The 14,287-nt window shown below is 71.0% G+C and carries 14 protein-coding genes and 1 riboswitch; of the genes, 3 read left to right on the top strand and 11 right to left on the bottom strand.

Annotation, left to right across the window (positions count from 1 at the left end):
* Positions 1-122: 122 nt before the first annotated feature.
* Entirely contained in the window at positions 123-449 is a 327-nt protein-coding gene (locus tag ACZ5LB_RS03040; protein WP_464604681.1) for a GxxExxY protein, read from the top strand.
* 404 nt (positions 450-853) lie between these two features.
* Here the strand turns inward: ACZ5LB_RS03040 and ltrA are convergent, their stop codons facing one another.
* The 4 genes from ltrA to ahcY form a co-directional block, all read right to left on the bottom strand.
* A complete protein-coding gene (gene ltrA, locus ACZ5LB_RS03035) occupies positions 854-2,104 on the bottom strand; it encodes a group II intron reverse transcriptase/maturase (protein WP_464602178.1) in 1,251 nt (416 codons plus the stop codon).
* 724 nt (positions 2,105-2,828) lie between these two features.
* Entirely contained in the window at positions 2,829-3,557 is a 729-nt protein-coding gene (locus ACZ5LB_RS03030) for a tRNA threonylcarbamoyladenosine dehydratase (protein ID WP_464604680.1), read from the bottom strand.
* Positions 3,554-4,288, bottom strand: coding sequence for a TatD family hydrolase (locus ACZ5LB_RS03025; protein WP_464604679.1), 735 nt, complete (start codon positions 4,286-4,288; stop codon positions 3,554-3,556). The genes ACZ5LB_RS03030 and ACZ5LB_RS03025 overlap by 4 nt, the downstream gene beginning before the upstream one ends.
* Positions 4,288-5,682: an adenosylhomocysteinase gene (gene ahcY, locus ACZ5LB_RS03020; RefSeq protein ID WP_464604678.1), complete on the bottom strand. Its 1,395-nt coding sequence runs from the start codon at positions 5,680-5,682 to the stop codon at positions 4,288-4,290. The genes ACZ5LB_RS03025 and ahcY overlap by 1 nt, the downstream gene beginning before the upstream one ends.
* 75 nt (positions 5,683-5,757) lie before the next feature.
* Positions 5,758-5,832, bottom strand: a riboswitch (S-adenosyl-L-homocysteine riboswitch).
* A gap of 38 nt (positions 5,833-5,870) precedes the next feature.
* Between ahcY and ACZ5LB_RS03015 the strand changes: the two genes are divergently transcribed.
* Positions 5,871-7,292, top strand: coding sequence for an N-acyl-D-amino-acid deacylase family protein (locus ACZ5LB_RS03015; protein WP_464604677.1), 1,422 nt, complete (start codon positions 5,871-5,873; stop codon positions 7,290-7,292).
* Here ACZ5LB_RS03015 and yaaA read toward each other — a convergent pair.
* On the bottom strand, positions 7,289-8,023 hold the full coding sequence (gene yaaA, locus ACZ5LB_RS03010) for a peroxide stress protein YaaA (RefSeq protein ID WP_464604676.1): 735 nt from the start codon (positions 8,021-8,023) through the stop codon (positions 7,289-7,291). The genes ACZ5LB_RS03015 and yaaA overlap by 4 nt on opposite strands.
* A gap of 68 nt (positions 8,024-8,091) precedes the next feature.
* On the opposite strand from yaaA, the gene ACZ5LB_RS03005 reads away from it, so the two are divergent.
* Positions 8,092-8,847 (top strand): substrate-binding domain-containing protein, encoded by a 756-nt coding sequence (locus tag ACZ5LB_RS03005; protein WP_464604675.1) that lies wholly within the window; start codon positions 8,092-8,094, stop codon positions 8,845-8,847.
* A 45-nt stretch (positions 8,848-8,892) separates the two neighbouring features.
* Here ACZ5LB_RS03005 and trpA read toward each other — a convergent pair whose 3' ends face one another.
* From trpA to aroF, 6 genes are read right to left on the bottom strand one after another with little or no spacing between them, the layout of a single operon-like run.
* Positions 8,893-9,672 carry a tryptophan synthase subunit alpha gene (gene trpA, locus ACZ5LB_RS03000; protein WP_464604674.1) on the bottom strand — a complete coding sequence of 260 codons (780 nt, stop codon included), beginning with the start codon at positions 9,670-9,672 and terminating at the stop codon, positions 8,893-8,895.
* 1 nt (position 9,673) lies between these two features.
* Positions 9,674-10,855 (bottom strand): tryptophan synthase subunit beta, encoded by a 1,182-nt coding sequence (gene trpB, locus ACZ5LB_RS02995; protein ID WP_464604673.1) that lies wholly within the window; start codon positions 10,853-10,855, stop codon positions 9,674-9,676.
* Entirely contained in the window at positions 10,852-11,448 is a 597-nt protein-coding gene (locus tag ACZ5LB_RS02990) for a hypothetical protein (RefSeq protein WP_464604672.1), read from the bottom strand. Before ACZ5LB_RS02990 ends, trpB begins: the two co-directional genes overlap by 4 nt.
* On the bottom strand, positions 11,448-12,197 hold the full coding sequence (locus ACZ5LB_RS02985) for an indole-3-glycerol-phosphate synthase (protein WP_464604671.1): 750 nt from the start codon (positions 12,195-12,197) through the stop codon (positions 11,448-11,450). The genes ACZ5LB_RS02990 and ACZ5LB_RS02985 overlap by 1 nt, the downstream gene beginning before the upstream one ends.
* Before the next feature lie 2 nt (positions 12,198-12,199).
* On the bottom strand, positions 12,200-13,225 hold the full coding sequence (gene trpD / locus ACZ5LB_RS02980) for an anthranilate phosphoribosyltransferase (protein WP_464604670.1): 1,026 nt from the start codon (positions 13,223-13,225) through the stop codon (positions 12,200-12,202).
* A 10-nt stretch (positions 13,226-13,235) separates the two neighbouring features.
* On the bottom strand, positions 13,236-14,282 hold the full coding sequence (gene aroF, locus ACZ5LB_RS02975; protein WP_464604669.1) for a 3-deoxy-7-phosphoheptulonate synthase: 1,047 nt from the start codon (positions 14,280-14,282) through the stop codon (positions 13,236-13,238).
* Positions 14,283-14,287 lie beyond the last annotated feature (5 nt).

The raw sequence follows: 14,287 nt of genomic DNA, 5'->3' as shown, positions 1-14,287 counted from the left end.
TGCGAGCCTGTGGCGGGCCAGCGCCCCCTGCCTTGGACGGGCCTGGGCTCGGCAATCGGTTCAGAAGGCGGGGGTGGGAACTTTCCTGGGGGTCGAGGAACCCTCCCGGAAGGAGGTTCGGAATGCCACAGAACGTTCCCGACTACCGTCCTCACACCGACCTGACCCGTTCCATCCTGGAGTCCGCCATGCGCGTCCAAAGCAGCCTCGGAATCGGGCTCTACGAAAAGCCCTACAAGGTCTGTCTGGCCCATGCCCTACGACTGAAGGGGCACCACGTCATGGTGGAAATCAAGCTGGACATCACCTTCGAGGGTCTTCTGGTTCCCGAATCCTACCGGATTGACGTCCTGGTGGACGATGCCGTGGTCGTGGAGGCAAAAACGGTGGAAAAGCTCACCCCCATCCACCAAGCCCAAGTGCTCACCTACCTCCGTCTTTCCGGCTAGGAGGTCGGGTTGCTGCTCAACTTCTGGGCCTGTCCATTGAAGGACGGCGGCATCCAACGTCTGATACTCAGCCGGGACAGAGCCTGAAAGCGAACCAAGATCCAGGACCGCACCACGACCCGGTCCGGCATCCGGTGCGCCAAGCCCAGGCCCCTTCACGGATGGGGGCGCTGGTCACCCACAGGCTCGCATGTGGCAGGACCAGCGCACCCAGCCGTGCGCCGCGTGAGCGGCGTTGCCCGCGACAGCGGGCAGGGCCTGGGCGGAATGGGTCGATACGTCCATGCGCGAAGCAGCCTCGGCGCAACTCAGCGCCTCTGCGTTCTCGGGTCGGGTAGGCCCGGGGCGTTGCCGCCCCAGACCCCCCTCAGATCCGGACGTGCCCGATTAAGGCATCCGGCTCCTCAGATCACGTGAGTAGCTGCGGGCATGAGCGTCACTGTCCGCTTCAGCCTTGGGGGCGGGAGCGGGAACCGCTTCAACACCTTCTCCATGGCCTCCCAGGTCAGGACTGCCCTTTGGGATCTCCGGCCCAGCCACTTCTTCCAGAGGTGACTCACCTCCCGAGCGAAGTTCCTGATGGATCTGAAGTTCCCCGTAATCCCGTAGTAGTTGTAGTGTCCGATTAGCTTCTGGCGCAGGGTCTTGTGCTGGTCCGAGAGCCGGTTATGCCGGTTCTTCTTCAGCCAGTCCCCTGTGGCCTTGATGGCGCGGCTGAACCGTTTCTTCGAGGTCTTCCGCTTCACCACCCAAGCCCCCTTGAGGGACTTGCCCCAGTAATGGGTGAATCCCAGGAAGTCGAAGTTGCCGGGTCCCCCTCCGGGGTCCCGCGGTTCCTTCGGTTTCCGGAACTCCACCAGCCGGGTCTTGTCCGGGTGGATCCTCAGTCCGAACCTTTCGAAGCGCTTCGGCAGCACCTCCAGGACTCGCCGGGCATCTTCCTCAAGGGCAAAGCCCATCACGAAGTCGTCCGCGTAGCGGACCAGAAAGGCTTGACCCCGCAGACGGGGCTTCACTTCCCGCTCGAACCATACGTCCAGCACTTCGTGGAGGTAGATGTTGGCCAGGGTCGGGGAGATCACACCCCCCTGGGGAGTGCCCGTTTCCGGGTGCGTGATGCATCCTTGGTCGAGAACCCCCGCCTTCAGCCATTTGCCGATCAGACGCTTTACCACTCCGTCCCGCATCCGCTTGTCCAGGATTTCCCGCAGGCAGCCGTGGTCCAGCGTGTCGAAATACTGCCGGATATCCACGTCTAGCAGCCACCCACCGCTCAGGTTCATCGTCTGCTGCCAGATCGCCTGCAGTGCCTGGTGCGCCGACCTCCCGGGCCGGAATCCATACGAGCAGTCCAGAAAGTCCTGCTCATAGAGGGGTTCCAGGAGCATGACCACCGCCCTCTGGAGGACCTTGTCCTCGAAGGTGGGGATGCCCAGAGGACGCTGGGTTCCATCCGCTTTGGGGATGTATACCCTTCGCACCGGAGGGGCCTTGTAGGGGTCGCCGGCTTTGGCTCGGTTCAGCAGGGATTGGAGATTTGCCTCCAGATTCTCCGCGTATTCCTGGGCTGTTTGGCCATCCACCCCTACTGCCCCGTCCTTACGGGTTTGCCGGTAGGCTTCCTGAAGCCATTCGATGTCCATGTGGTGGGACAAGCTGCGAATTGCCGCCTCCGGCATTTGCCGGGACAGTTCCGCTATCCGTTGTTGTTTCGTGCAGACCGAGCTGGGAGTCGATATTCCCATGGTCTTTCCCTCCAACGATTCCGTGATCTGGCAGCCCCTTGGCTCCAGCGGGTCCCTCGGAACGGTTCCCCACCTTCATCGCTACTACGAGCTGCTCCGACTCCCTGCCGCCCTTCCCGCCGCCGTCATTTGGTTCCGGCTGGCGGTACCGCCTTCGCATCCGGTTGTTCGCTCCTGATCGGGTCGGTGCCCCCCGTCCAGGCCAGGGTTGTTTGGATCGTGGCGTCCCCAACCACGGGTCCAGGCGGAAACGACAGGGCCTCCCAGGTTCCTGGGGGACCCCCTGCGGACATGCCCTGCTCTGCGACCCCGGCGGGACCTTTGAGCCAGGCCGTTGCGGCTCTCAGGTGCGGCCTTCCGTTCGTACGAAAACGTCGGCTCCCACGGTAATAAGACTTTCGAGGCTCGATCACACGGCCTATACGCTCGCTGTCTACGCTTCGAAGGGTGGGTCACCCCACCACCACGCAAGACTCGCTTCTGGCTGCTGGCCAGCTTTGCCAGATGGGGTTGGCTACCCATCGGGTCCCATTGCGAGGTTTCAGGTGATTAGGTCATCCGTCCTCCTCGCCCAGGCTTTGCCTGGCGCACCGTACAGGTCCTTTACCCGAAGATACCGAAGCCTCAAATCGGGCTACGCCAAAAGCCGCCGGATCACTTCTTCCGCCACCCTCAGCCCGAACAGCGCCGGCATGTACGACACGGTCCCGATGGGCTGCCGGCGCCGCCCCGTGCCGTGGTGCTCGCCCACGTCCGCGGGTTCGTAGGGGGTGGTGTTCTGCGCGGGCTCCACGGAGTAGACGCAGGGGATGCCCGAGGCCACGCCCCGCCGGCGCAGGCGCAGGCGCACCACGCGCGCCAGGGGGCAGATGAGGGTCTCGGAGATATCTCCGACCCGCACCTGAGACGCGTCCAGCCTGCCGCCGGCGCCCATGCTGGAGACCACGGGGATGCCCAGGCGGTGCACGGCCTCCAGGAGGGTGACCTTGGAGTTGAGGGAGTCGATGGCGTCCACCACCAGGTGGGGGCGCGGGTCCAGGAAGCCCGCGACGGTCTCCGGGTCCAGGAAGCCGGGCCGGGCGTCCACGTCGCAGGCGGGGTTGATGTCCAGGACGCGCTCCGCGGCAAGGTCCACCTTCCGCCGCCCGAGGGTGGAATGCAGGGCGAACAGCTGGCGGTTGATGTTGGTGGCGTCCACCGTTCCGTAGTCCACCAGGCGCAGGTGCCCCACGCCGGCCCGGGCCAGGGCCTCCACGGCGTACGAGCCCACGCCGCCCAGGCCGAACACGGCCACGTGCGCCTCGGCGAGGCGGGCCAGGGGCTCGGCGCCCAGGAGCTGTTCCGTGCGGGCGTACCATCTCATGCGAGCCATCTCCTGAAGAGGCGCGAAGCGTTTTCGTGGGCGGGAACCGGGCGCGGCGAGGCCGCGGCCACGAGCCGGAGGTTGGCGGGTTCGTTGGGTCCCGCCACCCCTCCGGGGGGCAGGTCGGGGGAATCCGTCTCGAAGAGGATCCGGTCCTCCCGCAGCACCGCCAGGGAGGCCCGGGCCCGCCGGGCCCCGTGGACGGTCAGGGCGCGCCCGAAGGACAGGTGCAGGCCCAGGGCCTGGAAATCCAGGGCCACCTCCGGGGCGCCGGAGAAGGCGTGAACGAGGCCGCCGGCGTCGGGCAGGCCCGTCTCCCGCAGGATCTCCAGCAGCCGCCCCGCGGCCTTCACGCAGTGCAGCGACACCGGCAGGTCCCGCCGGATGGCGAGGGCGAGTTGGGCGCGCAGGGCGGCCTCCTGCAGCTCGCGGGAGGGCCTGCCATCGGAGAAGTCGAGGCCCAATTCGCCCGCGCCGGCCCCGGCGTCGAAGGCCGCTTCCAGCCGCGCCGCCCAGTCCGGGGACGCGCCGTCCACGTACCAGGGGTGCAGGCCCGCCATGGGAAGGATCTCCGGGCGCCGTCCCAGTTCCAGCACCCGGTCCCAGTCCTCCTCCCGGGTGCCGCAGCAGACCATGTGGGTCACCCCCGCCTCCGCGGCCCTTCGCAGAACCGCCTCCAGGCCGTCGCCGAAGCGCGCGTCCTGGAGGTGGCAGTGGGCGTCGAAAAACACTAGTAGCGGTAGTGCTCAGGCTTGAAGGGCCCTTCCACGGCAACGTCGATGTACCGGGCCTGGGACTCCGTGAGCACCGTGAGCTGGGCGTTGAGCTTCTTCAGCTGGAGCCGGGCCACGTGCTCGTCGAGCTTCTTGGGAAGCGTGTAGACGCCCACCTTGTACTCGCCCTGCTTGGTGAACAGCTCGATCTGCGCCAGGGTCTGGTTGGCGAAGCTCGAGCTCATGACGTAGGAGGGGTGCCCGGTGCCGCAGCCAAGGTTCACGAGGCGGCCCTTGGCCAGCATGATGATGCGCTTGCCGTCGGGGAAGACCACGTGGTCCACCTGGGGCTTGATCTCCTCCCACCGGTAGCCTTCCAGCGAGGCGATGTCGATCTCGCTGTCGAAGTGGCCGATGTTGCAGACGATGGCCTGGTCCTTCATCTTCGCCATGTGGCCGTGGTCGATGACGTGGTGGTTGCCGGTGGCGGTGACGAAGATGTCGGCCTTGTCGGCGGCGTAGTCCATGGTCACCACCCGGTAGCCCTCCATGGCGGCCTGCAGGGCGCAGATGGGGTCGATCTCGGTGACCCACACCTGGGCGCTGAGGGCGCGCATGGCCTGGGCGCAGCCCTTGCCCACGTCGCCGTAGCCGCAGATGACCGCCACCTTCCCGGCGATCATGACGTCGGTGGCGCGCTTGATGCCGTCGACCAGGGATTCGCGGCAGCCGTACAGGTTGTCGAACTTGGACTTGGTGACCGAGTCGTTGACGTTGATGGCGGGGAACCGCAGCTCGCCCTTGGCGGCCATCTGGTAGAGGCGGTGCACGCCGGTGGTGGTCTCCTCGGTGACGCCCTTGACCGCGGCCAGCTGCCGGGAATAGAAGCCGGGATCGGAGGCCAGGGTGCGGCGGATGGCGCCGAACAGGGCCCGCTCCTCCTCGTTGCCGGGCTTGTCCAGGAGGGAGGCGTCCTTCTCGGCCCGGGCGCCCAGGTGCACCAGGAGCGTGGCGTCGCCGCCGTCGTCCAGGATCATGTTGGCCGCGCCCTCCTTGAAGGCGAAGATGCGGTGCGTGAAGTCCCAGTAGTCGTCCAGGCTCTCGCCCTTGACGGCGAAGACCGGGGTGCCCCCCGCCGCGATGGCCGCCGCGGCGTGGTCCTGGGTGGAGAAGATGTTGCACGAGGCCCAGCGCACCTCGGCGCCCAGGGCCAGGAGGGTCTCGATGAGCACCGCGGTCTGGATGGTCATGTGGAGCGAACCGGCGATGCGTGCGCCCTTGAGGGGCTGCGAACCCGCGTAGGCTTCGCGGATGGCCATGAGGCCGGGCATCTCGGTCTCGGCGATGGCGATCTCACGGCGGCCCCAGGGGGCCAGGGACAGGTCGGCGACCTTGAAATCGGTGGCGGTCATGGTAACTCCTGTGCGGCTGCCGGATGGGGAAACCGGGCGGCGTTCCCTCGCCTACCCGCGAACCCGGCTGAGGTTTCAAGGTAAGCGCCGTTGGGAGCACAAGCTTCCGAGCCTGGGACATGGAGATGCCTTGCAGCGCCTCTCGGAAGTAACCAATGATACGCAATCTCAGCTATCCTGGCAATGACATGGACGCCCCCCAGCCCGTCTTCGATACCCTCATCCGGAACGCCTTCGTGGTGGACGGCACGGGAAGCCCCCGCTTCAAGGCGGACGTGGGGCTCCTGGACGGCCGGATCCACGCGGTGGGGGACCTGGGCGCGGCCCGCGCCGCCGCGGTGCTGGACGCCGAGGGCCAGGTGCTGGCGCCGGGGTTCGTGGACACCCACACCCACGACGACCGGGCGGTTTTCCGGGCCGAGACCATCCTTCCCAAGCTGAGCCAGGGGGTCACCACGGTGGTGGTGGGCAACTGCGGCATCAGTCTGGCGCCCCTGTCCCTCCGCCAGGCCCCCCCCGCCCCCCTGGACCTCCTGGGCGCGGCCGAGGACTTCGCCTTCCCCACCTTCGCCGCCTACGCCCGGGCCCTCCAGGAGGCCCCGCTGACCACGAACGTGGCCGCCCTGGTGGGCCACGGGACGCTCCGGGTGCGCGCCATGGAGGACTGGACCGGGCCGGCGGATCCCGCCCAGCTTCGGTCCATGGTGCGCGACGTGGAGGAGGCCATGGAGGCCGGCGCCCGCGGCCTCAGCACCGGCCTGGCCTACCCGACCAACGTGGGCGCCGACACCGCCGAGGTGGTGGCCCTGGCCCGGGCCGCGGCCCTCCGCGGGGGGCGCCTGGCCATGCACGTGCGCGACGAGTTCGACGGGGTCGCCGGCGCCACGCGGGAAGCCTTCCGCTGCGCCCGGGAATCCGGAGCCTTCCTGGTGCTCAGCCACCAGAAGGTGTGCGGCAGGGCCAACCGCGGCCGCAGCCCCGAGCTCCTGGGCATCTACGCCGAGGAGGGCGCCGGCGTCCCCTTCGCCATCGACGCCTACCCCTACACCGCCGGTTCCACGGTGCTGGACCCGGCCTTCGCGTCCCAGTCCGTCAAGGTGCTGGTGTCCTGGTCCCTGCCCCACCCCAGGGCCGCGGGCCACACCCTCGCCCAGGTGGCCAAGGGCTGGGGCTGCACCGAGGCCCAGGCCCTGGAGCGCCTCAAGCCCGGAGGCGCCGTCTACTTCCACATGGACGAGGCGGACGTGGAACGCTTCCTGACCTTCGACCGGTGCATGGTGGGCTCCGACGGCCTGCCCCACGACGTCCACCCCCACCCCCGGCTCTGGGGAACCTTCCCGCGCTTCCTCCGCGTCTACGTGGGCGAGCGCGGCCTGCTGACCCTGGAGGAAGCCGTGCACCGGATGACGAGCCTGCCCGCGGAGGTCTTCGGCCTGGAGGGCCGGGGCCTGGTGAAGCCCGGGTGCCACGCGGACCTGGTGCTTTTCGATCCGGCCCGGGTGCGGGACACGGCCACCTACGACCACCCCGCCCAGGCCGCGGAGGGGATCCTGGAGGTGTTCGTGAACGGGGTACCCCGGGGGACTGGGGCCGCGGGAAGGTTTCTCTAACGCCTGAAGACCCAGCGCTCCCGGGCGCTCTCCGCCGCGTCGAAGGCGTAGCCCTCGGCATCGAAGGCCTTAAGCCCCGCGGGCTCCGTGATCCGGTTCCGGATGGCGAAGCGGCACATGAGGCCCCGGGCCCGCTTGGCGTGGAAGCTCACCACCTTGCCGCCGTCCAGGAACACCGGAGTCAGCGTGCCGGGCGGGAGGTCCACGGCGCGGGAGAACTCCCCCGAGGCCAGGTTCACCAGGGGGCCTCCGGCCAGGTCCGCCTTCAGGGCGTGGGTGAGCGTCCCCGCCCAGAACGCGTAGAGGTCCGGCCCCTTGGGGTTGGCCAGGCGGGTTCCCATCTCCAGCCGGTAGGGCTGGATGAGGTCCAGGGGCCGCAGGAGGCCGTAGAGGCCCGAAAGGATGCGCAGCCGGTCCTGGGCGAAGGCCAGGTCCTCGGCGCCCAGGGTGCAGGCGCCCAGCCCGTTGTATGCTTCCCCGCTGTAGGCGAGAGCGGCCGGGCGCGCATTCACGGAAGTGAACGGGGGCTTCCAGGCGCGATAGCGCCCGGCCGTCAGGACGGCCAGGTCCTCGGACATGGCCATGAGTTTTCCCAGGGCCTTGGGATCCAGTTTTTTCAGGAGGCCTGCGAGCGTGCGGGCCTGCGGGAGGTGGGCCGGCAGGGCGGCGGGAACCTCGGGAACGGGCCGTTCAAAGTCCATCTTCTTGGCGGAGGAAATCAAGAGAATCACGAAAGCTCCGATAAGGAGGTTTGACGATCTGCGGCACGCACCGCCCCTCCAGCCTATAAGGAGTTCACATGAACCGGGCCCGGATCTGCCTCCTCGCTTTCGCCGCCATCTGCCTCCGGGCCCAGGACCTCGTCCTGGCCGTGGGCATCACGCCGGCCCAGAACATCTTCAACCGCATCCAGGGCCCCTTCGAGAAGGCCACGGGCATCCGCCTGGTGCTCAAGGACGCCCGCAGTCCCGAGGCCTGGCGCCTCCTGGACGCCGGGCAGGTGGAGGCCGCCTCGGGCGGCCTCACCTGGGAGGACTGGCTGGCCTCGATCCGGGCCAAGCACCTGCGCGTGCCCGCGGAGGAGGAGATCACCCGGTTCCAGATCGGCACCGACCAGATCCAGGTGGTCACCAGCCCCGACGTGCTGCTCCTGGAACTGGGCCGGGAGGACCTCCAGGGCCTCTTCACCGGGAGGCTCACCAACTGGAAGCAGGTGGGCGGGGACGACGCCCCCGTCGTCCTCCTCCTGGACCCCACCCAGGTGGCCACCAACGACACCTTCCGGGGCCAGGTCCTGGACGGGGCGGCCTTCGGCCCCTCCAAGTGGACGTTCCCGGCCGGCGTCACCCTGGTGCAGGCCGTGGCCGCCACGCCCCACGCCATCGGTTTCGCCCCCAAGGCCTCCCAGGAGAGCCTGAAGGTCAACAGCCCGGTCACCCCGGCCATCACCCGGCCCATCCTCCTGCTCATCAAGGGCAGGAAGCCCAGCGCCAGCCTTCGCCGGCTCCTGGACTACCTGGAGAGCCCCGAGGGCAGGAGGCTCACCGTGCGGTGAGGCCGTGCCGCCAGGGCTTCGGCTCGCCCTTTGCAGGAATGATTCCTAATGGGCCCGGCCGGTTTCCGGGCTTCCGGACCCCAGGCGCGGCGCCAGGAAGGTTTCCAGGTCCGCGCCCGCCGCCAGGGCCGCCACCAGGGCGGAGCCCACCACCGGCACCGCCCCCAGGGCCCGCACGCGTTCCAGGCTCGCCGGGTCGTCCAGGCCGAAGCCCACGGCCAGGGGCCGGCCGGCGGGATCTCCGGGCGCGCGCAGGGCCTCCAGGCGCCGGGCCACGGCCCCCAGGTCGGCGCCCTGCCCCGCGCCGGTCACCCCCAGGCGCGCCACCACGTAGGCGAAGCGCTGGGCGAAGGGGCATCCCGGGCCGGGGTCGGGCCGGGCGTCCAGGAGGCGGCGGGCCCGCTCCGGGGGCGTGGTGGGGGCCAGCAGGGGCACGATGGGGTAGCCCGCCGCGCGCAGCCGGGCCTCCCACCCGGGCTCCTCCCCGGCGGGGAGATCCACCACCAGGAGGCTTTTCACGGGGGTGGGCGCCAGGAGCCGCTCCAGGTCGTCCCCCAGGGCCAGCAGGGGATTGAAGTAGGTGAACAGCACCACGTCGGGCCCCGGCACCCCGGCCAGGGTCTCCAGCACCCGCCGGGGCGTGGTCCCGGCCTCCAGCGCGCGGTGGGCCGCGGCCTGCAGCACGGGGCCGTCGGCCACGGGGTCGGAATGGGGAAGGCCCACTTCCACGGTGCCCACCCCCAGGGCGCCGCACCGGGCCAGCAGGGCCGGTAGGTCCGCGAGCGCGGGATCACCCGCCATGAGGAAGGGAAGGATCGGTTCCATGTCAGGCTCCCGGATTCAGGGCGGATTGATAGGCGGCGAGGTCCTTGTCCCCGCGGCCGGAAAGGCCGGCCAGGACGGTGCGCGCGCCGAGCCGCCCCAGCACGGCCAGGCCATGGCTGGATTCCAGGGCCGGCAGGATGCCCTCCGCGCGGCAGAGGCGCCGGGCCCCGTCCAGGGCCTGGGCGTCCGAGGCCCGCAGGGCCTCCACCCGGCCCTCCAGGCACAGGGCGGCCAATTCGGGGCCCAGGGAGGGGTAGTCCAGGCCCGCCGAGATGCTCGCGGTCTCAGCGGTCCATCCGTGCTCGTCCTGAAGCAGAAGGCTCCTGCAGCCGTGGAGGACCCCCACGCGTCCCCCGTCCACGCGCGCGGCATGCTCGCCGATGCCGTCGCCGTGACCGCCGGCCTCCACGGCCACCAGGCGGACCTTGTCCGCCTTGAAGGGCACCATGAGGCCCAGGCCGTTGCTGCCGCCCCCCGCGCAGGCCACCACCACCTCCGGCAGTTCGCCGCAGGCCTCGAGCACCTGCGCCCGGGCCTCCTCGCCGATGACGGTCTGGAAGGTGCGAACGATGAGCGGGTAGGGATGCGGGCCCAGGGCCGAGCCCAGGATGTAGTGGGCCCGGTCGCAGCGGCCCGCCCAGCTGCGCAGGGCCTCGTTCACGGCCTCCTTGAGGGTGCGCCGCCCCGCCGTCACCGGCACCACCTCGGCCCCGAAGAGCCGCATGCGGGCCACGTTCGGGGCCTGGCGGGCCATGTCCGCCTCACCCATGTAGACGATGCAGGAAAGGCCCAGGCGCGCGCAGGCCGCGGCGCAGGCCACGCCGTGCTGGCCCGCGCCCGTCTCGGCGATGACCTCGCGCTTGCCCATGCGCCGGGCCAGGAGGGCCTGGCCGAGGGCGTTGTTGATCTTGTGGGCGCCGGTGTGGGCCAGGTCCTCGCGCTTGAGGTAGAGGGCGTGGAGGCCCAGCTCCTTCGCCAGGCGCGGGGCGGAGGTGAGCGGCGTGGGCCGGCCCACGAAGGTGCGCAGCTCCTCCTTGAGTTCGCGCACGAAGGCCGGATCGGCCAGGGCCGAGACGAAGGCCGCCTCCAGGTCCAGCAGGGGCTGCATGAGCGTCTCCGGGGCGTAGCAGCCCCCCAGGCCCTGGGCGCCGTAGCGCCCCGAAAGGGTGAATTCCGAGGTCATCGAGTCTCCAATCCGTGGGCTTCGGCCACGAAAGCCGCCACCAGGGCGGGATCCTTCAATCCGGGGGCGCGCTCCAGGCGGCTGGCCGCGTCGAAGCCCCGGCAGTCCAGGTGCGCGGGCAGCGCCCCCAGGCGCTCCGCCAGCAGGCCCCCCCGGAGTCCACCGGCGAGGAGGAAGGGCCCGGGCGGAGGATGGGCCCCCGCGTGGGCCAGGCCGGAGCCGCCCAGAAGGCCGGTGGCCTTGGGACCGGTCTCCCAGAGGTACAGGTCTGCGGGCGCCGGCTCCTGCCCGGGTTCGTCGGGCCAAGGCAGCAGGATGCGCAGCCCCCGGGCCCGCAGGCGGTCCAGGCCGCCGCGGTCCGGCAGGTAGGGCTGCACCCACCGGGCCCCGCAGAGATCGGCCCACCGCGTGATCTCCTCCGCGTCATCCGCCACCGCCACCAGCACCGCCCTGTCCCCGGCCAGCCGGGGCAGAAGGGGGTCCGGACAGTGGCGGGGGCTCGCGGCATGGGCGAGGAAGCCCAGCCAGTCCGCCCCGGAGGCCAGGGCCCAAGCGACGTCGCCGGGGGTGGTCAGGCCGCAGACCTTGGCCATCACGGCCGCACCGCCTTGAGGAACGCCGCCGGGTCCGCGGTGCGCATGAGGGACTCGCCGATGAGCAGGGCGTCGAAGCCCTGGGCCAGGGACTCCCGGGCCAGTTCCGGGCTGCGCAGGCCCGATTCCCGGATGAGCAGGGCCCCCGGGAAGGCCCGCCGCAGGGGCTCCGCGTCGGCGGGACCCTCCGAGAAGTCCGCGAGGTTGCGCACGTTCCACCCCACCAGGCGCGCATGGCTTTCCTGGGCCGCGGCGATCTCGTGGACCGCGTGCAGCTCCACCAGCGGCTCCAGCCCCAGGGCCCGCGCCGCGGATGCGTACGCCGGAAGCTCGCCGCCCAGCACCCTGGCGATGAGCAACACCGCCTGGGCTCCCAGGGCCGCGGCCTCTTCCAGATGCCTGCGTGTGCAGACGAAGCCCTTGTAGAGCACCGGCAGGCCGAAGCCCAGGGCCAGGGGGATGTCCCCCGGGCGCCCGCCGAACCAGTGCGGTTCGGCCAGCACGGAAAGGCACGCCGCCCCGCCCCGTGCGTAGGCGCCCAGTTGGAAGGCGAGGTCCGCGTCGAGGGCGAAGGGCCCCAGCGAGGGCGAGGCCCGCTTGAACTCGGCGATGACCGGCAGGGGCGCCCGGCGCAGGGCCAGCTCGAAGGGGCCCTCGCCCCGCAGCGGGCCGCGGAAAGGATTCTGGAAGGTCTGCTCCGCGATGCGCAGCCGCTCGCGCTCCACGATGGCCGAAAGGATTTCCGCCATGGCTAGGCCGCCAGCGACAGGAGGGACGGCAGGGGCAGCCCGGCCTCCAGGGATGCCCGAACCTCGGCCACCAGGCGCCCCAGCCCGCACAGCTCCTGGTCCCGCACCAGGGCGAGGCCCAGGGCGGCCTGGAGGGCCACCTCCTCGGCCACGCGTGGGGAATAGTCCGGATGGCCCTTGCCCCCTGCGAGGCCGCGGGCCAGGTCCACGCAGGCTTCCAGGGAACCGGCGGCGGCGGGCTCGAGGCCGCGGCGCACCCCGGCCTCCCCGGGCGTGAAACGCACGGCGGGCAGGAGCCGCCCCGCCCGCACCGGCTGCACCAGGGTGGGGCCTTCCAGGGACGCCTCGTCCATGCCCGCGCCCGCGGCGGTGGTGCCGTGCACCACCAGGGCCCGCTCCAGGCCCAGGGCCGCCAGGGCCTCGGCCACCGGCACCACCCACGCCTCCCGGGCCACGCCCAGCACCTGGTAGGCGGGGCGGGCAGGGTTCAGGAGGGGACCCAGCATGTTGAACACCGTGGGCACGCCCAGGGCGCGGCGGATGGGCACCATGCGCGCCAGCACCGGGTGGAACCGGGGCGCGAAGAGGAACACGAAGTGGCTGCGCCGCAGGTCGTCCTCCAGGAGCGGCATGGGCCGGGCCAGGTCCAGGCCCAGGGCCTCCAGCAGGTCCGCGGACCCGCACAGGCTCGAGGCGGAGCGGCTGCCGTGCTTGACCACGTCCACCCCCAGGTGGGCCAGGGCCAGGGCCGAGAGGGTGGAGAGGTTGGCGGTGTGCACCCCCTGGCGGGCGTCCCCGCCGGTGCCGCAGGTGTCCAGGGAGGCCCGGGGGGCGGGGAAGGCCACCGCGTGGCCGCGCAGCACCTGGGCGAAGGCGGTGAGCTCGGTGCCCCGGAAGGGGCGGCCGTTGAGCTCCAGCAGGGCCCGGCCCACGGCCCCGGGGTCGGAATCCGGATCGAGGCAGGCCTCCATGAAGGCCCGCGCCCCGTCCAGGGAGAGGTTCTCGGAAAGGTGCAGGGGGTTGGTCATGGCAGGCTCCTCACGTGGCCGATCCCCAGCCCACGGCGCGCCGGATGTACGGAACGCCGGAGGGGTTCCGGGCATTGTCCAGGCGCCGGCCCACGGCCCGGGCCACGGGGCCCAGTTCCTCGGCGAGGCGTCGGAATTCGGGGAAATGCAGGGACTGGGCGCCGTCGCTCAGGGCCCGGGCGGGCTCGGGGTGGACCTCCACGATGATCCCGTCGGCCCCGGCGGCCACGGCGGCCCGGCCCATGGGGATCACCGCGTCCCGGCGCCCGGTGCCGTGGGAGGGGTCCACCACCACCGGCAGGTGGGTCATGGCCTTGAGCACGGGGACGGCGTTGAGGTCCAGGGTGTTGCGGGTGGCCGTCTCGAAGGTGCGGATGCCGCGCTCGCAGAGGATCACCTGGGGGTTGCCCTCCAGCAGGACGTACTCCGCGGCCAGCACGAACTCCTCCAGGGTGGCCGAGGGGCCGCGCTTGAGGAGCACGGGCTTCCCGGCCCGCCCCACGGCGCGCAGCAGCGGCGCGCTGGACATGTTCCGGGCGCCGATCTGGAAACAGTCCACGAAGGGCAGCATCTCCTCCACGTCCGCGGGGTCCATCACCTCGGTGATCACGGGCAGCCCCGAGGCGTCCCCCGCCTCCCGCAGCAGCAGGACCCCTTCCTGCCCCAGGCCTTGGAAGGCGTAGGGGGAGGTGCGGGGCTTGTACGCCCCGCCCCGAAGGCCGGTGGCCCCGTAGGCGGCGATGAACCTGGCGGTGGAGACGATCTGCTCCCGGTCCTCCACGGAGCAGGGACCGCCCATGAGGGCGATGGCTTCGCCGCCCACCTCGGCGCGCCCCAGGGCCACCCGGGTGCCCCGGGGCGCCGCGGAACGGGCCGCCAGGATGGGCTTGGCGCCCGAGGCCTTGGCCCACTCGACGCCCTCCAGGGCCTGGACCTCCTTCAGGGAAGGCCCGCCGGGGCCCAGCAGGGCCAGGAAGAGGCCGAAGGGGAAATCCAGGCGGCGGGCGCCTTCCAGGGCTTCCAGGGCGGGAACGGGGTGCTTGAGCTTGATGATCATCGTGG

The sequence above is a fragment of the Mesoterricola sp. MK458 genome, from assembly GCF_055384935.1.
Note: the sequence above shows the minus strand (reverse complement) of the source record. Positions and strands in the feature narration are given on the sequence as shown.